Below are 19209 nucleotides of genomic sequence, written 5' to 3'. Positions count from 1 at the left end.
AAGCATCATGAGTCTTGACCAGCTGTACCAGCAGATCATCCTGGACCATTCCAAGCAGCGGCACGGCAGCGGCCTGGCGGGAACGGACGCCCCGGACGGTACTTCCACCGGTCAGTCGCACCAGCTGAACCCCGTGTGCGGTGATGAGGTGACCTTGCGGCTTGCAGTTTCCGACGGAACCGTCCAGCAGATCAGCTGGGACGGCGCGGGCTGTTCCATCTCCATGGCCTCGGCCTCGGTGCTCAGCGAGCTGGGTGAGGGGATGTCCGTGGAGGAACTCCACTCCGTCATTGATAACTTCCGCGAGGTTCTGCGTTCCCGTGGAAAGGTCCAGGCGGACCCGGAGATTCTGGGCGATGCAGCTGCCTTCGAAGGGGTGGCCCGCTATGCCGCCCGCGTGAAATGCGCCATGATTTCCTGGGTTGCCGCCGAGGACGCGCTCAACCAAGCCACCGCCTAACAGCAGTACCTCCGCGTTAGGCGCGCGCAAACACGTCAGGGACGCCGTCGCCGTCGTCGTCCCGTTCTTCATCTGCCTGGACCTGGCAGTAGCGCCGGTTGCGGGCCTTGAGCACGACGGCGGCCAGCAGCGCCGAGATCAGGGAACCTGCCAGGATGGCTACCTTGGCGTGATCGTTATGGGCAGAGCCGGCGCCGAAGCTCAACTCGCCGATCAGCAACGAGACAGTAAATCCGATGCCGGCCAGCAGTGCCAGCCCGAAGAGGTCGATCCAGGCGATGCTGGAATCCAGGCTTGCGCGGGTGGTTTTGGTGACCAGGAACGTGGTGCCGAAGACACCCAAGGCCTTGCCTATCACCAACGCTGCCACGATGCCCAAGGCCACCGGATCCCGGAGGGCGGCCCCCATGCCGTCCAACCCTCCCAAGGCCACGCCTGCGGAGAAGAACGCGAAGACAGGCACGGCGAAGCCTGCTGAGAACGGGCGTAGTTTGTGTTCGAGGTGCTCGGCCAGGCCCTCGGCCGGTTCTCCCTTTTTGCCGCTGGCCAGGACCGGAACGGCGAAGCCCAACAGCACTCCGGCCACGGTGGCGTGAATGCCGGACGCATGGACAAAGCCCCACGTGGCCAGGGCGAGCGGCAGCAAAAGATACCAGCTGCGGATCCGCTTTTGGACAAGGAACGTGAAGAGCGCCAGTGGAACCAGGGCAGCCAAAAGCATGAGGGGCTGGAGCCCGGTGGAGTAGAAGAAGGCGATGATGCCGATAGCGATGAGGTCATCCACCACTGCAAGGGTCAGCAGGAAAGTCCGGAGCGCGGCGGGCAAATGTGTGTTGATGACGGCCAGCACTGCAAGGGCGAAGGCGATGTCCGTGGCAGTGGGGATCGCCCAGCCTTTGAGGGTTTCTCCGGCTGTTCCGAGGTTGAAGAGAACGTAGATCAGGGCTGGAACCACCACGCCGCCAACGGCAGCGGCTACCGGGACAACTGCCCGGGCAGGTTTGCGGAGTTCCCCGGCGACGAATTCGCGTTTGAGTTCGAGTCCCGCGAGGAAGAAGAACACCGCCAGCAAGCCATCCGAAGCCCAATGGCCCAAGCTCAGGTCAAGATGCCAGGGTTCGTAGCCGATCTTGACGTCGCGGAGTGCGAAATAGCCGTCTGCTGCAGGGGAGTTCGCCCAAATGAGGGCAACCACGGTGGCTGCCAGGAGGAGGGCGCCGCCAACTGTCTCGGCGCGGAGGATCGAGAGGATCCTGCGGTACTCGGGGTAGCTGGAGCGTGAGAAAACTTTGCCGGTCTGGCTCGATGCGCCGGGCTCGGGTGCTGCGGGCTGGTTCGATGGCTGGGGCACAGGGGCTCCTCAAAAGTGGGCGGGCATTTGCGGGTACTGCAAAAGAACCGCCGACCAGACTTCCCGGCACACCACTATCCATCTTACCCAACTGAGTAGCAGCAGACGTTCCAATGAGGGCTCAGTGGAGCGTTTGCTGTTACTCAGTTGGGTGAAACTTAGGCGACCAGGCCCGCGATTCCGATGGCCGCCGTCGCGAGTCCGAGCACCATGGAGATGGTGACCAGCACAACGTGGACCGTGAGGAACTTGGTGGCCTTCCCGGCGGCGTCGCGGGCTCGCGGGTCCTTCATGACGCGCTTAAGGAACTGCGGCCACACCACCAAGGACCAGACACCGGCAACGATCAGGACGACCGCCAGGATTGCGGGGATCTCCACGCTAGTGGCTTTCGAGCCAGGCCTGCGCCTGCTGCGACTGAATGCCCAAAGCCTTGCCCACCATGGGCTCGGCAGCATCAGCGATCTTGCCACCGAGGAACGGAACCGAGGAGGTCACATTGCCTTCGAGCTCGATCCGGGTGCTGCTGCCCTCGGCCACCAGGCGCTGGACCGCGGTGACATCAAGCGGAGCGCCGGAGATCTTCAAGGCAATCGTGCTGGACCGTGAACCGTCGGCAGCCGGGGCTTCCCACTTCTCGGTCTGGGTCACCTTGAGGGTTTCGCCAACGAACTTGCGGGCGATATCCGGCAGGCGCGTGGTGGGCAGCGTGCGAACCGTGGTGGTGGTGAAAGCGCCGGCAGTGTCGCCGTCGACGGTGAACGATTCCAAGGAGCCGCCCACGTATTCGCTGGTGTGACGCAGGAAATCTTCGTTGACGAAGACGGCAGCTACGCGGTCAACGCTGTGGGGCAGGGTGGTGGATGCACTCAGGGCCATGGGTCCTCCGTGGATGGTTGTGGTGAAGCTTTTTAGCTCCCAACATCCTACGGGGTCTCGGTGGACACGCTTGAACCGGCCTCCTGGAGGGTAGTGGCCGCGGCAGAAATGTTGCGGGCCATTGAGGGAAAAATGAACCCGTGGAAGGGGTACACGCCAAGCCAGTAGAGCCTTCCAGCCAGGCCGCGCGGGAAGAAAATGGCGCGTTGCTTATAGAGGCTGCCGTCACCATCGGGCTCTACTGCCAACTCCAGCCAGGCGCCGCCGGGAGCCCGCATCTCGGCGCGCAATCGCAGCAGGTGCCCGCGGTCAATGGCCTCCACACGCCACCAGTCCACCACTTCACCTGTGTTCAGGGTCTTCGGGTGCCGGCGACCCCTCAAGAGCCCTGCACCACCCTGCAACTTGTCCAGCCAACCCCGCACCCGCCAAGCCAGTGGAAGGGAGTACCAGCCGTTCTTGCCGCCGATGCCCTCAATGATGGTCCATACGTACTCCGGCTTGGCCTCGCTGTGGAAGGTCCGTTCGTCAAGGAATACCTTGTAGCCGGCCCAGTCGGGGTCGCTCGGCAGGGGGTCGGCGTCAATGCCCGCGTTCGCCCACGTCGTCTCAACCTGTCCGTCCCGTTCCTTGCCCAGCGCCAAGGCGACGGCGCGCCGGTAAGGAGTCAGGCCGCCGTCGGGCTGTGGAATGTAATCGTCTACGTCGTGCTCCCGCGACACGGCGTCGTGTTGCAGGGACTGCACCAGGGGGAGGGACATGGACAACGGAATGGGAGTCACCAGGGCTACCCACAAACCCGCGAGCTTGGGAGCAGGCACCGGAAGCGCGACCACCAGCCGCCGGGGGAGCCCGCGCTCCACGGCGTACTCGTTCATCATGTCCTTGTACTTCAGGACGTCCCTGGAACCGACGTCGAAGGAACGGTTCAGCTTTTCCGGGAGTGCGGCGGCGGCCACAAGGTAGTGGAGGACGTCGCGGACGGCGATGGCCTCCACACGGTTATTAACCCAGCTTGGCGCAGGCATGACCGGCAGGGTCTCAGCAAGGTGGCGGATCATCTCGAAAGACGCCGAACCCGAACCGATCACCACACCGGCCTGGAACACGATGGAGTCAACCGCAGACTCGAGGAACACCCGGCCCACGGTCTCGCGGGAGCGCATATGGATGGAAAGTTCCGCGTTTTCGGGGTGCAGGCCGCCAAGGTAGACGATCCTGTCCACGCCCGCATCCGTGGCTGCACGTGCCACGAGCCTGGCCATCGATTCTTCCTTGGCTTCAAATCCGCTGCCCGAGGCCATGGAGTGGACCAGATAGTAGAGGACATCCACGCCGGTCAGGGCGGTCGCCAGGCTGCCGGCATCGGACAGGCTGTCCTGGATGATCTCAACCTGATCGTGCCAGGGAACATCGGCAATCTTCTGTGGTGTGCGGACCAGGACCTTGACCCTGTGACCGGCTTCGAGGAGCCGGGGGACCAACCGCCCGCCGATGTAGCCCGTGGCACCGGTGACCAGCACCGTCTTGGTGTCCTGCGGGGTATTGGAATGCGTAGCTTCCGAAGGCTGCAAAGGAACTCCTGTGGCTGGGGGTAGAGGTAGGCTGGAATGACCCGGCATTCATCTGAATTTCCGGGCATTTGTGTTGCCTGCCCTTGGACCCACCCTAGGAGTTTCTGCCATGAGCCTCAACGGTCTGCGCCGCGCACTGGCGGAGGACAAGACTTTTGCGCGCGTTCGTACGGAGGCACAGCGGTCCTTCAGCGACCGGAACGCCGACTACCAGATCAGCGCTCCCACTGGCATGCGTGCCGTGTTGCTCGCCGAAATGGCCGATGCGCTGACTGACGCTGCTGCCGATGGCGCGGGCGCTCCCGTGGTCCTCGCCGTCACCGCCACCGGCCGTGAAGCCGAGGACCTCACCGCGGCGCTCGCCTCCTACCTCCCCGCGGAGTCCGTGGCCACTTTCCCCAGCTGGGAGACCCTCCCGCATGAGCGGCTTTCGCCCCGCTCCGACACTGTGGGCCGCCGACTCTCCGTCCTGCGCCGCCTGACACACCCTGAAAGCTCGACGGCGGCCCCCTTGCGCGTGGTGGTGGCCCCGGTCCGCGCCGTGGTCCAGCCTATTGTGGCCGGCTTGGGCGACCTGGTTCCGGTGACTCTACAGGTAGGGCAGGAGCGTTCGTTCACGGAAGTTGTCAGGGCCCTGTCCGACGCCGCGTATGCCCGCGTGGACATGGTGACCCACCGTGGTGAGTTCGCGGTGCGCGGCGGCATCCTTGACGTCTTCCCACCCACCGAAGACCATCCCATCCGAGTGGAGTTCTTCGGAGACGAAGTGGACCAGATGCGCTGGTTCGCCGTGGCCGACCAGCGCTCGCTGTCCGCACCCGGAATCCACCACCCCACAGAACTGCACGCACCGCCGTGCCGGGAAATCCTGATCACCGCTTCCGTGATGTCCCGGGCGGCCAAGCTCAAAGCCGACATGCCTGCCGCGGCTGACATGCTGGAGAAGATCGCGGGCGGCATCGCTGTTGAAGGCATGGAATCACTGGCCCCCGTCCTGGTTGATGCCATGGTCCCGTTTGTGGACCAGCTCCCGGCCGGCTCGCTTTCGGTGGTCATCGAACCGGAGAAAGTGCGCACCCGCGCGCACGACCTGGCAGCGACCAACGAGGAGTTCCTGGAAGCTGCTTGGTCAACGGCGTCCGACGGCGGTGCGGCGCCCCTTGACCTTTCGTCCCAGGCATCCGCCGACCTGCATGCCGCCAGTTTCCGTTCGCTCACCGACACCCGCTCGGCCGCCTTGGAACATGGCGTGTCCTGGTGGTCCATCACCTCACTCGCCTCGGATGAAGACCTGGTCCTGGACATCGATGTGCTCAACATGCGCGCCCGCGAACCTCGTGGCTACCAGGGTGATGTGGCCGAGATGCTGGAGTTCATTGGCTCCCGCGTCCGCGAGCAGTGGCGTGTGGTGGTGGTGACCGACGGTCCCGGTCCCGCCCAGCGCCTGGCCGAACTGTTCCATGACGCAGACATTCCTTGTTCCCGCGTGGAGTCCCTGGATAAGGAGCCCCAGCCGGGCATCATCGAGGTGACCACTGCCGCCGTCGGACGTGGTTTCGTCCTGGACGGACTGAAACTTGGCCTGCTGACTGAAGCCGATTTGCTGGGCCGTGCCACAGCGAGCTCCACCAAGGACATGCGGCGCATGCCGTCCAAGCGACGCAATGCCGTGGACCCGTTGCAACTGCATGCGGGCGACTTCGTGGTGCACGAACAACACGGTATCGGCCGGTTCGTGGAGCTGATCCAGCGCAAGGTAACCGGAACGTCGTCTTCCGATGCCGGGCTGCGCGAGTATTTGGTGTTGGAGTACGCGCCGTCCAAGCGTGGCGCGCCGGGGGACCGGCTCTTCGTACCAACCGACCAACTGGACCAGGTGACGCGCTACGTGGGCGGAGACGCGCCGGCGCTGAGCAAGATGGGCGGCGCGGACTGGGCCAGCACCAAGTCCAAGGCACGCAGGGCCGTCAAGGAGATCGCCGGTGAGCTGATCCGGTTGTATTCCGCCCGCATGGCCTCCCGGGGTCACGCTTTTGCGCCCGACACCCCGTGGCAGCGTGAGCTGGAGGAAGCGTTCCCCTATGTGGAGACGCCGGACCAGTTGACCACCATCAACGAGGTCAAAGCGGACATGGAGCGGGAGATCCCCATGGACCGGCTGGTCTCGGGCGACGTGGGCTACGGCAAAACCGAAATCGCCGTCCGCGCTGCCTTCAAAGCCGTCCAGGACGGCAAACAGGTGGCGGTTCTGGTGCCCACCACGCTCCTTGCGCAACAGCACTACGAAACGTTCACCGAGCGCTTCTCCGGCTTCCCCCTGCGAGTGAAGCCGCTGTCCCGGTTCCAAAGCGGCAAGGAAGCCAAGGAGACGGCTGAAGGCGTTAAGAGCGGCGCCGTGGACGTGGTGATCGGTACGCACCGGCTGCTGTCCAAGGACTTCGAGTTCAAAGACCTGGGCCTGGTGATCGTTGACGAGGAGCAGCGCTTCGGCGTGGAGCACAAGGAAGCGCTCAAAAAGATGCGCACCAACGTGGACGTGCTGGCCATGAGTGCCACGCCGATTCCGCGAACCCTGGAAATGTCACTGACCGGCATCCGCGAAACGTCCACCTTGGCTACGCCCCCGGAGGAACGCCACCCTGTGCTGACCTACGTGGGCCCGTACACGAACAAGCAGACGTCGGCCGCGATCCGACGCGAACTCATGCGCGAGGGACAGGTGTTCTTCGTTCACAACCGCGTCTCGTCCATCGAACGCATCGCTGCGCAGATCCGCGAGCTGGTCCCCGAAGCCCGGGTTGAAGTAGCTCACGGGCAAATGTCGGAGAGCCGCCTGGAGAAGATCATCGTGGACTTCTGGGAGAAGCGTTTCGATGTGTTGGTCTGTACCACCATCATCGAGACCGGTCTGGATATCTCCAATGCGAACACGTTGATTGTGGACGGGGCCGACAAATACGGTCTCTCGCAGCTCCACCAGCTCCGCGGCCGCGTTGGCCGTGGCCGGGAGCGGGCCTACGCCTACTTCCTCTACCCCTCGGAGAAACCCTTGGGTGAAGTGGCGTTGGAGCGGCTCAAGGCCGTGGCGGCCCACAACGAGTTGGGTGCCGGCATGCAGCTGGCCATGAAGGACCTGGAAATCCGTGGCGCCGGCAACTTGCTGGGCGGTGAGCAGTCCGGCCATATCCAAGGTGTCGGCTTCGACCTCTACATCCGGCTCGTGGGCGAGGCTGTTGCGGAATACCGTGGCGAGGCCGAGGAGAAGGCCGCCGAGATGAAGATCGAGCTGCCAGTCAACGCCCACCTTCCCCACGACTACGTGCCCGGCGAACGGCTGCGCCTGGAAGCGTACCGGAAGCTGGCTTCAGCCATCACCTACGAGGCTATCGATGAAGTCCTGGCCGAACTCGTGGACCGCTACGGCGAACCGCCGCTGCCCGCCCAAAACCTCATCGCCGTGGCCCGCTTCCGGGTGGGTGCCCGCGAAGCCGGCCTGTCCGACGTCGCACTCCAGGGCAACTTCATCCGCTTCTCGCCGGCGCAACTGCCCGAGTCCAAAACCATGCGCCTGAACCGCATGTATCCGGGTTCCCAAGTTAAGCCAGCCTTGGATGCGGTGCTGATTCCCAAGCCCAAGACGGCCAGGATCGGCGGACGCGATCTTCAGGACGCCGAGATCCTGCAATGGGCCAATAACGTCATTGAAGCGATTTTCGCTGAAGTACCTGTAAAGGCTGGCTAACTGCATGATGGGAGGACATCACGCCGCGTCGGGAGCCGCGGCGTGGATTGCTATTGCCTCGACAGGCCCGTACGCCCTGGGTTGGTACCCGTTGGACTCCACCGGAATCCTGATCGGCGCCATGGCGACGGCGGGAACTGCTTTGGTGGTCGACTGGGACCACCGCCACAGCACCATCGCGAATTCGCTGCCGCCGCTGTCCAATGTGATTGCCGTGGGGATCGAAAAAGCCAGCGGAGGGCACCGCCAAGGGACGCACTCGCTGTTGGGGGCTTCCGCGTTTGTGGTGCTCGCAGCCATGGCGGCCCAGTTCCAAATGGTGACGCCGGTAGGCAAGCTCTCCATAGGAGCCGGGCTGCTGTGCATGTTCATGATCAACCTGGCGGCCAAGGCGTTGAACCTGTTTCCAAAGTCCGGCTGGATTACCAACTGGCTGTTCGCTTTGGTGATGGCCGGCCTGGTGACGTGGTTTGCGCCGGATCAATGGGGTTGGTTGCCGCTGTCCATGCTCACCGGGGTAGTGGTGCACATAGTGGGGGACATGATTACCGTCGGCGGGGTGCCGCTTCTCTGGCCCATCGTCATCAAACCCCCGAAGTTCCTGCGAAAATCCATGATCCGGGGAATCTGGCGTCCCAATGGTGCTTTCTCCATCCCGTTGCTGGGGCGGGCCGGTTCCCGCCGTGAATGGCTGGTCCTTATCCCTGTCAGCGGTTACGCCATGGTGGGCATGGGTGCCGCCGCGTGGACGTTGGCGCAACAGCATTGGCCCGGCGTTCTGGCGGCCTTGGGCGGGGTAGTGCAACTGCCCTGATGGGAGTCCAGGTCAGCAGTTCGTGCCGTTGTTGGCCACAATGTTTCCGGGTGCGTCCTCGATCATGATGGTGCCGGCCTGGCAGGTTACGTTATTCGTCACAACGATGTTGCCCAGGTCGCCGTGGAAATTGAGCCACGGGCCTTGAAGATTGGAAAATTCGTTGTTTATGACCGCTACGTCGTGAACCGCCGGGGTGCCGCCGTCGTAGTATCCGATCTTGACGCCATCAGGAGAACCCCGGAAGCGGTTGCCATCCACGCTGATGTTGTAGATTTCATGCCCGCCAACGGCCAGCTGCAATCCCGAACCGTGGGATCCGCCCCGCACGTCATTGTTTCGGTAGGACACGTCATGAACTGACGCGCCGAGGGCTTGGGCCACGAGGCCGTCGTCTCCGTCAGCTCCCTGGCAGGTACTCATGCAGGCGTCCTGGAAGGTTCCCATCCAGCTCTTCACCGTTTTGGTCCGCCGTGAGCTGTGAGATGGTGACGTTTTGTGCGCCGTTGGTGGTGATCAAGGGGTGGCCGCCGAATGGCTGCTCAAACTCAAGGAAGTCCGGACCTGCTTTCAGCACGGTGGTTGGCCCGACTCCCCTGAGGGATACATTGCTCTTCATAACCAAAGGGCGTTCCAGGGTGAAGACGCCCTCGCAGGAGGCTGCTTCCACGCGTTGGGGTGCATCCGGCTTGCTGAGGGCACCCAGTGAGAAACAGCGTGGTCGCCAAGGAAACGCCCAACATAAAGGAATGGCCCAGGCGGGAGCCCGGGCCATTCAACGTCATCAGCGGGGTTTAGCTTTCGCCGGCAGAATCAGAGCGGCCAAAAATGGTCTGCGGGATCCAAAATGCCAGGGCGAACAGGCCGAGGCAGACGGCCATCGGCCACGGGTTATCGAGCGTGAGGAAGGACAGCGAGTAGATGGCACCCAGGAAGAGCACGATCATGACAAGGAACAGCACAATGCTGGTGCCCAGGCTGTTCTCTTTTTCAATGGGGGCGCTTGTGGCGTTCTTGGACATTCATTCCTCCTCGCCCCGCAGGGCTCAAAAATCTCTGACGGCAGCGGAAGCCTTAGTAAGCGGATGAACCCTGTTCACCCTTGACAATGGCAATTCCGGAGCTCGCTCCGATACGTGTTGCACCAGCAGCAATCATAGCCTGTGCATCGGCCAGGGAGCGCACTCCACCTGAGGCCTTCACCCCCAGCTCCGGCCCCACGGTCTTGCGCATCAAGGCAACGTCCTCGACGGTGGCACCGCCGCCATTGAATCCGGTGGACGTCTTGACGAAGTCCGCCCCGGCTTCCACGGCCGCTTCGCAGGCAATGACCTTCTGCTCATCGGTCAGCATGGAGGTCTCGATGATCACCTTCAGGATGGCCTCCCCGGCGTGGACTGCCTCGGACACGGCCCTGATGTCGTCCACCAGTGCGCCCTTGTCGTTGGCGCGGGCGGAGGCCATGTTGATCACCATGTCGATTTCATCCGCGCCGTCCAGTACGGCTCCGCGGGCCTCGAAAGCCTTGACGTCGCTGGGGGTGGCACCCAGGGGGAAGCCGATGACCGAGCACGTGAGCACGCCCGAACCTTTGAGGGCCTTGGTGACGGTCTTGACCCAAACCGGGTTCACGCACACCGACTTGAACTTGTACTCGACTGCCTCGGCGCACACCTTGAGGACGTCGGCCTGGCTGGCCTCAGGCTTCAACAATGTGTGGTCAATGTAGGAGGCGATATTTTCAGGTGCGACGGCTTCGTTGCTCATGGGATCCTTCCGTGCAGGGCGTGGCCGGCCCGGTGGCCGCAGGGTTGTCACTGCCCGTCAAAGGACCATCTTGCCACATGCGCCGGCGGTCACTGGGGCCGCCGCCAAGGGGGCGTCAAGCCGCGATCAACGCCTGCTGATCGTCTCTGCCCGCACTCAAGAGCAGGCCTGAGGCGCACAGCATCGCAGAGGACTCGGCGGACAGAAGCAGGCCCAGCCGTAGTCCGTCGCAGGACGCGGCATCGCCGATCGCCCAGATGCCTGGTACGGACGTGGCGAGGTCGCGACTTACCGAAATGCCGCCGTCGGGAGCGGTTGTGAGCCCGGCGCTTTCGGCGAGGTCGTTGCGGGCAGTGCGCTCCTCGGCCAGTACCACCAGGTCGCCTTTCATGCTGCTGCCGTCTTCGAAGAGGATGCCGGTGGCCGGCAGCATGGAACCCTGCGCACCCGTGCCGGTGCTGGCGGAAGGCACGACGGCGGTGGGGCGGAGGGTTGTGCGGACGGGGCGGACCCCGCGTGCACGCAGCACAGCCTCGGCCTGGCCCGCCGCCGGTCCATTCCCAACGAGGATTCCCAGGGGACGGCGGCCCACCAGGCGGGTGACGTCCTTGACCGCTTCGCCGATGTTCGCGGCGTCGTCGATGGTGGAGTAACTCAGGCTGGATTCGGCGCCTGGCACCGGCGGAAGGGCCGGGGCCGAGCCGGTCGCAATGACCAACTGGTCGTATGAGAATTCCATGCCATCCACGGTGGTGACAATCCTTGCATCGGCGTCAATGAAGCTGGCCGCCTGCCCGAAGCGGACCGAGACCTGGGGGAGTTCGGCGAGTTCCAACAGGGCGTCCGGGCACTCGTCGCGGTTACTGAGCACAGTGATGGTTCCGTGGAAAGCGCGCTGCCGGGATTCGGACGCTCCGGCTAGTCGCCGCACCAAAGCCTGGGCCGCGGGGCCTGCCCCTGCAATGACGATGTGGAGGGAAGGTGCGGACGGGATGGCGGACATGTTTGGCCCTTTCGCTCATGTGACCTGCTGTTGATCATCAGCGTAGGGGGCCGGTTTTTCGCGGGTGTTTCGCCGCTGTTGCCATCTATGGCCGATCCGTAGCGTGCTGTTTACCGGCCGGTAATAACGTGGATCACATTGTGCGCGCGGACCGTTCTGCCCCGGCCGCCGTGGTGGCATGATGGGCGCATGAGCCAAGTCACGTGCGATCTGACTGTTTCACTGGATGGATTTGTTGCTGGCCCCAACCAGCGCGTGGAGGAGCCGTTGGGCGACGGCGGCGAGCTCCTGCACAGATGGATGTTCGAAGAGCCGGAGACGAATGCGCCGGAGATCGCAGGGATTCTCGCGGCTGGTGCGTTCATCATGGGACGCAACATGTTTGCGGGGCCCGGACCGGCGGCGTGGGACACGGAATGGCGGGGCTGGTGGGGCGAGGAACCGCCATATCATGCACCCGTTTTCGTGCTCACCCACCATCGCCGTGAGTCGTTGGAGATGGAAGGCGGGACGACCTTCAACTTCGTCGCCGACGGCATCGAATCGGCATTGGCGCAGGCCCGCGAAGCTGCCGGGGACAAAGACGTAGCCATTGCCGGCGGAGCGCAGACCGCCCGCCAGTATCTATCGGCCGGGCTCATGGACGAGCTGCGGCTCCACATTTCACCCATGGTCCTGGGTGGTGGCGAGCGGTTGCTCGACGGCGTGGGGGACCTGAAGCTTGAACAGGAAGAAGTGCGCGGGACTGGCCTGGTGACGCATGTGCGGTATCGGGTGGTCCGCTAGCCCAAATGTCAGCCGCTGGCTGTACACTGAACTATCGAACATATATTCGAATAAAAGGTGTGTTGTGGGCGCGATAGTCGGCCCCCGCGTGATAGATGCGGGCTTTTCCCTTATGTCAGTGCTGCTGGCGCCTATCCCGGTGGCTGCGGGCTATCCGTCGCCCGCCCAGGACTACTTTGATGGTCGAATCGATCTCAACGAGCATCTGATCAAGGATGTCACCAGCACTTTCGTAGTGAGGGTGACCGGCGAGTCCATGGAGGGCGCCGGCATAAGCGACGGTGACGAGTTGATCGTCAACCGCGCGCTGGAGCCCAAGGACGGGTCCGTCGTCGTGGCTGTCCTCGATGGCGAGCTGACCATCAAAAGGCTACGGGTCACGTCCTCGGGCGTAGTCCTGCAGGCCGATAATCCCAAGTATCCGGACATTCGCGTCCCTGCAATGTCAGAGTTGACCATTTGGGGTGTCGCCACCACGTGCCTGCATCACATTTGACTGTTTCCAACTGGCGGGGCTGTCGAGTTTCGCACCACGAGCTGCGGTGTAAGGCGCTTGTCTGCGGCGGGCCCATCGGGATTGCTGAGGCGTTCCAGGGCAACGGTTCCCGCAATCCGCCCGAGTTCAACAGCGTGGAGGTCAACGGATGTGAGGTCGATGCCGTGAAGTCCGGAGGTCCTCGAGTTGTCGTATCCCACCAGGGAAAGCTCCGACGGCAACGAAAGGCCCAGCGCGTACGCAGCCTCGCGGGCGCCCAGGGCGAGAGGGTCGTTGTGGGTGAATATTGCCGTTGGCCGGTCAGTCATAGCGAGCAATCTGGCGGCCGCCCGCTGTCCGGCGTCCTGCGTAAAGTCATCGGCCTCGAGCAATAGTGGCTTCAGTCCGGCGTCGCGCATGGTCTGTGCGTAACTCTGCCTGCGGACCGTATGGCCGTCGTAGACGGGGCCCGCCAGGTGGGCGATTCTCGTGTGGCCCAGCCTGATGAGGTGTTCGGTGGCTGCGCGGGCGCCGGCGGCATCGTCTGAATAGACGCTGTCCACGCCATCCACGGGACGCGTCACGCTGACCAGTGGAACGATCTTGGCCAATTCATGGACCCGTTCGTCGGAATCCAGCAGGGTGGCGGCAATGATTATCCCCACTCGCGCCTCAATCAGTGATTCCAGCGCGCCGTGGTCCTCGCCGTCAACAGACCGGGAGACACTCAGGATGAGCCGGTTGCCGTCCTGGGGCAGTGCCATGCGGACGCCGCTGAGGATGTCAGCGTAGACCTCGTTGCGGATGTCCAGGAGATGGAGCCCGACGGCGGACCGATGCTTTCGTGCGAGATCGGCAGCTACTGCGTTGGGTCGGTAGCCCAGACGCTTTGCGGCATCGAAGATCGCCTGCTTGGTTTCCTCACTGACGCCCGGCGCACCGCGGAAAGCAAAAGACACGAGGGTCCGGGAGACGCCGACTTCCTTGGCGACGTCGCTTTGAGTGGCCGAACGATGGCGGTGGTCGATAACCATGCCCTCATCCTCCCATGGCGGTAAGTCACGAATCCAGACATTTGTTAGTTTGACCTTACATTTAAGCCTTTCGCGCGTTAGTCTGTATCCAGAGCGGGTGAATATGACCCGCACCACACTGACAAAGGAGTCTTGATGTCTGCCACACAAACGCAGCGGGGAGCCGCCGATGGCGCCTCACTCCCTCCGCTGACTAATGGTCCGCACAGAAAGCGCCTCGGCCTCGTTGCCTTGGTAGCCACCTTCGGCGGTCTCCTCTTCGGCTACGACACTGGAGTTATCAACGGCGCACTGAGGCCTATGACCGTGGACCTCGCATTGACGCCGCTGACAGAAGGAATCGTCACCAGCTCCCTTTTGTTCGGAGCGGCTGCCGGAGCGGTTGGCGGTGGGCGCTTGTCGGATGGTTGGGGTCGCCGCAAAACGATCATCCTGTTGGCCGTCCTGTTCTTTGCCGGGACCATTGCCTGCGTCTTCGCACCGAGCTTCGAAGTAATGGTGCTGGGGCGGGTCATCCTCGGCTTGGCTGTCGGTGGCGCCTCTACCGTGGTCCCGGTGTTCCTTGCCGAGCTGGCGCCGTATGAAATCCGTGGCTCCCTTGCGGGACGGAACGAACTCATGATCGTCATTGGGCAGCTCGCGGCTTTCGTAGTCAACGCCATCATCGGCAATGTCTGGGGTGAATTCGGGGGAGTCTGGCGCATCATGCTTGCGGTCGCAGCCCTGCCCGCCATAGCTCTGTTCTTCGGTATGCTGCGCATGCCTGAGTCGCCGCGTTGGCTCATTTCCAAGGGGAGGTCGCAAGAAGCGCTGGAAGTGCTGAAGACCATTCGATCCGTGGAGCGAGCCGAGGCTGAAATGGCCGATGTGAAGCACTTGGCTGACGAGGAACGGGCTTCAAAGGCAACCTCTTGGGGAGCACTCAAGGACAAATGGATCCTGCGCATTGTGCTGGTAGGTATCGGTTTGGGCGTGGCTCAGCAGCTAACCGGCATCAACTCGATCATGTATTACGGGCAGTCCGTGCTGGTTGAAGCCGGCTTCGACTCAAGTGGAGCCCTCATTGCCAACATTGCCCCCGGTGTCATTGCGGTGGTCGGTGGCGTCATTGCCTTGACGCTCATGCAACGGATTAATCGACGCACCACCCTGCTCCTTGGATTCACGCTGACCACCGTTTGCCACTTCCTCATCGGAATCGCCTCGATCGTCCTGCCCGTCGGCAATGCCGCACGCCCCTTCGTTATCTTGTTCCTGGTGGTGGCGTTTGTAGGATCCATGCAGACATTCCTCAACATCGCCGTGTGGGTGATGCTGTCCGAGATCTTCCCGCTGCATGTTCGCGGCTTCGCGATCGGCCTGTCGGTTTTCTGCCTCTGGATCGCCAATGCCCTCCTCGGCCTCTTCTTCCCCACGTTGGTGGCGGGCGTGGGGATTACGGGAACGTTCTTCCTCTTTGGGATTGTTGGAATCCTGGCCCTCGTCTTCATCTACACGCAGGTTCCCGAAACCCGCGGACGCACCTTGGAGGCACTCGAAGAAGATGTGACCACCGGTGCCATCTACCTGGTGCACAAGAAGGAACCGGCAGCAACCTCTTAGAACTCCGCAGCGTTGGCATCCCGCCCGCCGGACTCCCGTAGTCCTGCGGGCGGGATGTCTTCTTGTCAGGGGCTGGCGGTACAGTGAAGGTAATCGAATATATATTCGAATGCATGGCGTGGCGCGCACTCGGATGCGGGCCACGCGTGCTAGTGCGAGCCAAGGAGCGGAATGTCCAAGCCAGCGCTCATGCATCGCATGCAGGAGATCGCCCACGTGGATATCAACTGCTTCTATGCGTCGGCAGAACGTGCCTTCAATCCTGCGTTGGAGGGCAAGCCGCTGATCGTCCTGTCCAACAACGACGGCTGCGCTGTGACCAGGTCGCCGGAGGCCAAAAGACTGGGAATCGGACTCGGCGAGCCTTGGTTCAAGCTCGCTCCACGCGCCAAGGAATGGGGACTCATTGCACTCTCAAGCAACTATGAACTGTATGGAGACATCAGCTCTCGGGTGATGGAGCTCCTGGCCCGGTACTCAGCATGGCAGGAGGTGTACTCCATTGATGAAGCGTTCCTCGGAGTCAAAGGGCAACCCGAGGATCTGCTGGAGCTAGGGCGCACCATCAAAGCTGCCTGCCAACGACACGTGGGGGTTCCCGTTTGCGTAGGAATCGCGCGCACCAAGACGCTTGCCAAGCTGGCCAACAAGTGGGCAAAGCACAACCCGGCCTTCAATGGCGTGTGCCGGTGGGACTCCATCCCGGAGCCCCAACGCGAAGCACTCATGGCACGGCTCTCCGTGATCGAAATCTGGGGCGTCGCCACCAGGCTCACGAAACGCCTGAACGCGATGGGGATCTTCTCCATCCTGGACCTGGTCCGTGCCGATCCCGTGGCATTGCGGGACAAGTTCTCCATCGTCATGATGCGGACTGTGCTGGAACTGCAAGGCACCCCCTGCATCCCCATGGAGGAGGAACGGATAGGACGGGATCAACTGATCTTCTCCCGGTCCTTCTCCACACCAATAACCTCAGCAGCCGAGCTGCGGCAGGTACTGAGTGTCTATGGCCAGATGGCCAGTGCCAGGCTGGCCAAGCATGACCTGCAAGCCAAGCTGCTGACTGCCTTTGCCGCAACATCGGTCTACAACCCCAACGACAAATCGTTCCCCACTGTCAACGTCAAGCTGCCAATGCCCACCTCGGATCCGGTGTTGCTGACCAAGGCCGCGCATGCGCTGGTTCCAAAAATCCAGGAAGGCGTGAGGTACGCCAAAGCTGGAATCATGGTCACGGACCTCCGACCCAGCGGCAACCAGAAACCGCTGGAAATCTTCGAGAACCGGCATGAAGAACGGGGCATAGGCCCCTTGCTCGAGCAGGTCAGCAAGCGCTATGGCCGTGGCTCCATCGGTTTGGGCCATGCGGGCATCAAAGGCGGCCCGGACTGGTCCATGAAACGCGACATGCTCAGCCCCCGCTACACCACCAACTGGGACGAGCTTCCCCTGGTGAAGGCGGCCTAGCGTGTCAGCGAGCGGGATTGCCCATCGGATCAGCTGATCACTTGTAGGACTCGAACACGATCGAGTCGAAGACAGTGCGTGCCTCTCTCATCAGCTCCGGATTGATCGATTCGTCGATATGGCCCACAGCGATGACAACCCGCTTACCGTTCAGGTCGACCACCCGGTAGGTCTCGTGTTCATTCTGAGTCGAGTACCAGTGTGTGCAGTGGTACATCATTTCTGAGTGGATGCAGAACTTGCCGCTGTCGCAGGCCGTGGTGTCCACGTCGCCCTCGACGGAGTGGTCGAACTCGAAGCCGGGGTAATCGCCCACCATGACCTTGACAGGAGGAGTGCTTGCCGTTGACGACTGCGCCGCCATAGCCCTAGTGAAGGCCTCGACCGCAGGACCGACATCGGCAAGGGCACCCCTCCAGTTGCATGCGTCCTGCGACACATAGAACGCGGACCCAAGAGTCAGGTAGACGGCCCCTTCAGCCGGGTGATCCGGGTCATCCTTTCCCAGGCTATTGCCGTCGAGAGCAGACCAGCCGCCTGGGACGGTGATCTGGAAAGGCTCCTTGTAGCCGGCGACGGGGACTAGATATGTGCCGGCGTCGATATCGCCACTCTCCGGCAGCGGCGGGACCGTGCGATTGTCGCGACTCTCCGGCAGCGGTGGGTCCGTGCGAGCCTCCGTAATCGGAGAACTGGCAGACGGCAGGGATGCGTCGTAAGACTCATACTCGCACCCACCGAGACATCCAATCAGTGCGATAGTCACCAAGGGCAAGAGATGGCGCGACCGCCGAGCGGCCTTTTCGGGGGGTGTCATGGAACTCATTGATCCACCAGGCCGCTACAAGGTGCTGTGAGGCCCCGCAGCCGGGTGGCCCCGCGGGCGGTCCAAGATGGAATGCCGTCGCCTCAAGTCTCCTACGACAGAGAACCCGTGACAATGAAGAGTTCGACGGAGAAAAGTTCGACTCCGCCTGATCCCGAGGTGTCCCGAGCGACGTTCTACAGGCGGTCAGGAGTGCTTGGGGACCAGCAGGGCGACATTTAGCTCCGCAAAAGACCGCCGTTTATCGCCAACATTCACACCTAAGCCCGCAGCCGGTAGCCGCGCTTCACTACGGTTTCCACAAGTTTGCCATCAGGAAGGGAAGACCTGAGCCTGCTGACCGTCATGTCCAAAGCGTGTACGGAACCGCGCAGGTCCAGCAGGTCGGAGAGAGCTTCCCTGGACAGGACAGCCCCACCCGCGCCGAGCAGCGCCCGCAGCAGCAGGAGGGGAGCCGGCGCAAGGTCCACCACCTCACCGTTGATCCGCAGGCAGCGTCCACGGAGCTCGATAGTGGCGCTCTTGGTTTCCAAGCGCCGCACGTGGTTCAGCGAAAGATGTTCGGTGACCAGTCTGATGAGCGCACCCATGCGGTAACGATCAGGGATCAACGGGGTGAGGCCGGCGTCGACCAGCGGTTGAGCGGTGACCGGACCGACGGCCGCAACAGTTACCGGGCCCTTGAGAGCTTCGATGAGCTGGCGGTACAGGCCCATTTCGTGTGCGGTGCTCCACATGGCGTCCACTGCCGGGGCACTGGTGAACGTCAGGACATCGAGGTTTCCGCTGACCACGGCTTCGATCAGGCGCGGCAGTTTGTCTTCGCCGTCGGGCTTCACCCAACGGTACGGAGTCACCGTCAAGACAGTAGCTCCGGACATACGCAGCCGTTCCAGCTGGCGGACGTCCGTGTAGCCGTGCAACTGGACGGCCACGGTCTTGCCGCGCACGCCTTCGACCAGGAGCATGTCCACCAGTGTGGCGGTGGTTTCGTCACTGCTGATTCCGACGTCGGCAAGGCCGGCCGCCCGAACGGCACCGCGGGCTTTGGGGCCACGGACGAACATGCGGCAGGCGGACAGCGTGTCCAGCAGTTGCTCGCCGATGCCAAAGGAATCAGCGGCCTCACACCAGCGGCGCATGCCGTAGGCGGTGGTGGCGATGCAGATGTCCGGCTTGGCCTCGATGATGGTGCGGGTGTCCTCGATGAGGACCATGTCCTCCTGCACCGGGGCGATCTTCAGGGCGGGCGCGTGCAACACGCTCGCACCGCGGCGCTCCAGTGCCTCAATGAGGTCCCGGGAGCGGCGGTGCGAGGTGACGCCAATGCGGAATCCGTCCAACGGCGCTTCTACGGCTTCGGCAATTTCCGGCGCGGCAGTAGCGTCCTGGACTTCGAGGGCACGTGCAACAGTCATGTGTTCTT

The 19209-nt window shown here is 62.9% G+C and carries 19 protein-coding genes; 7 read left to right on the top strand and 12 right to left on the bottom strand.

Annotation, left to right across the window (positions count from 1 at the left end):
* The first annotated feature begins 7 nt into the window (after positions 1-7).
* Complete coding sequence (gene sufU / locus ACZ881_RS12985; RefSeq protein WP_091466188.1) at positions 8-460, top strand: Fe-S cluster assembly sulfur transfer protein SufU; 453 nt, start codon at positions 8-10, stop codon at positions 458-460.
* Between the two features lie 16 nt (positions 461-476).
* On the opposite strand, the gene nhaA is transcribed toward sufU, so the two are convergent.
* The 4 genes from nhaA to ACZ881_RS12965 form a co-directional block, all read right to left on the bottom strand.
* Complete coding sequence (gene nhaA / locus ACZ881_RS12980) at positions 477-1811, bottom strand: Na+/H+ antiporter NhaA (RefSeq protein WP_476116036.1); 1335 nt, start codon at positions 1809-1811, stop codon at positions 477-479.
* Between the two features lie 158 nt (positions 1812-1969).
* Positions 1970-2191, bottom strand: coding sequence for an SCO4848 family membrane protein (locus ACZ881_RS12975; protein ID WP_089594213.1), 222 nt, complete (start codon positions 2189-2191; stop codon positions 1970-1972).
* 1 nt (position 2192) lies between these two features.
* Positions 2193-2690, bottom strand: a complete 498-nt coding sequence (locus tag ACZ881_RS12970) for a DUF2505 domain-containing protein (protein WP_054808943.1) — start codon at positions 2688-2690, stop codon at positions 2193-2195.
* A 47-nt stretch (positions 2691-2737) separates the two neighbouring features.
* Entirely contained in the window at positions 2738-4264 is a 1527-nt protein-coding gene (locus tag ACZ881_RS12965) for an SDR family oxidoreductase (protein ID WP_476116034.1), read from the bottom strand.
* 109 nt (positions 4265-4373) lie between these two features.
* Here ACZ881_RS12965 and mfd point away from each other — a divergent pair, with 109 nt between their 5' ends.
* Together mfd and ACZ881_RS12955 are read left to right on the top strand one after the other, a co-directional pair.
* Positions 4374-8006 (top strand): transcription-repair coupling factor, encoded by a 3633-nt coding sequence (gene mfd / locus ACZ881_RS12960; protein WP_420180544.1) that lies wholly within the window; start codon positions 4374-4376, stop codon positions 8004-8006.
* 4 nt (positions 8007-8010) lie between these two features.
* Positions 8011-8820 carry a metal-dependent hydrolase gene (locus ACZ881_RS12955; protein ID WP_014921147.1) on the top strand — a complete coding sequence of 270 codons (810 nt, stop codon included), beginning with the start codon at positions 8011-8013 and terminating at the stop codon, positions 8818-8820.
* A gap of 12 nt (positions 8821-8832) precedes the next feature.
* Here the strand turns inward: ACZ881_RS12955 and ACZ881_RS12950 are convergent, their stop codons facing one another.
* The 5 genes from ACZ881_RS12950 to ACZ881_RS12930 form a co-directional block, all read right to left on the bottom strand.
* A complete protein-coding gene (locus ACZ881_RS12950) occupies positions 8833-9243 on the bottom strand; it encodes a hypothetical protein (protein ID WP_476116031.1) in 411 nt (136 codons plus the stop codon).
* Positions 9221-9439, bottom strand: coding sequence for a hypothetical protein (locus ACZ881_RS12945; RefSeq protein WP_476116029.1), 219 nt, complete (start codon positions 9437-9439; stop codon positions 9221-9223). The genes ACZ881_RS12950 and ACZ881_RS12945 overlap by 23 nt, the downstream gene beginning before the upstream one ends.
* Positions 9440-9614: 175 nt before the next feature.
* Positions 9615-9842, bottom strand: coding sequence for a hypothetical protein (locus ACZ881_RS12940; RefSeq protein WP_091466197.1), 228 nt, complete (start codon positions 9840-9842; stop codon positions 9615-9617).
* A gap of 52 nt (positions 9843-9894) precedes the next feature.
* Complete coding sequence (gene deoC, locus ACZ881_RS12935; RefSeq protein ID WP_091466199.1) at positions 9895-10587, bottom strand: deoxyribose-phosphate aldolase; 693 nt, start codon at positions 10585-10587, stop codon at positions 9895-9897.
* Between the two features lie 115 nt (positions 10588-10702).
* Complete coding sequence (locus ACZ881_RS12930; RefSeq protein ID WP_476116025.1) at positions 10703-11590, bottom strand: FAD-dependent oxidoreductase; 888 nt, start codon at positions 11588-11590, stop codon at positions 10703-10705.
* 189 nt (positions 11591-11779) lie between these two features.
* Between ACZ881_RS12930 and ACZ881_RS12925 the strand changes: the two genes are divergently transcribed.
* Positions 11780-12376 carry a dihydrofolate reductase family protein gene (locus tag ACZ881_RS12925; protein WP_476116023.1) on the top strand — a complete coding sequence of 199 codons (597 nt, stop codon included), beginning with the start codon at positions 11780-11782 and terminating at the stop codon, positions 12374-12376.
* A gap of 64 nt (positions 12377-12440) precedes the next feature.
* Entirely contained in the window at positions 12441-12872 is a 432-nt protein-coding gene (locus tag ACZ881_RS12920; protein ID WP_476116021.1) for a LexA family protein, read from the top strand.
* Here ACZ881_RS12920 and ACZ881_RS12915 read toward each other — a convergent pair.
* Positions 12863-13885 carry a LacI family DNA-binding transcriptional regulator gene (locus ACZ881_RS12915; protein ID WP_476116019.1) on the bottom strand — a complete coding sequence of 341 codons (1023 nt, stop codon included), beginning with the start codon at positions 13883-13885 and terminating at the stop codon, positions 12863-12865. The two genes, ACZ881_RS12920 and ACZ881_RS12915, sit on opposite strands and share 10 nt — an antisense overlap.
* Positions 13886-14020: 135 nt before the next feature.
* Between ACZ881_RS12915 and ACZ881_RS12910 the strand changes: the two genes are divergently transcribed.
* Together ACZ881_RS12910 and ACZ881_RS12905 are read left to right on the top strand one after the other, a co-directional pair.
* Entirely contained in the window at positions 14021-15487 is a 1467-nt protein-coding gene (locus ACZ881_RS12910; RefSeq protein ID WP_091466208.1) for a sugar porter family MFS transporter, read from the top strand.
* A 171-nt stretch (positions 15488-15658) separates the two neighbouring features.
* Positions 15659-16957, top strand: coding sequence for a Y-family DNA polymerase (locus ACZ881_RS12905; protein WP_420180562.1), 1299 nt, complete (start codon positions 15659-15661; stop codon positions 16955-16957).
* A 37-nt stretch (positions 16958-16994) separates the two neighbouring features.
* On the opposite strand, the gene ACZ881_RS12900 is transcribed toward ACZ881_RS12905, so the two are convergent.
* A complete protein-coding gene (locus ACZ881_RS12900; RefSeq protein ID WP_476116016.1) occupies positions 16995-17783 on the bottom strand; it encodes a hypothetical protein in 789 nt (262 codons plus the stop codon).
* Between the two features lie 260 nt (positions 17784-18043).
* Positions 18044-19201 (bottom strand): uroporphyrinogen-III synthase, encoded by a 1158-nt coding sequence (locus ACZ881_RS12895; RefSeq protein ID WP_476116014.1) that lies wholly within the window; start codon positions 19199-19201, stop codon positions 18044-18046.
* Positions 19202-19209 lie beyond the last annotated feature (8 nt).

Source organism: Paenarthrobacter sp. TE3676 (assembly GCF_056279165.1).
This window is presented reverse-complemented; position numbering and strand designations above follow the sequence as displayed.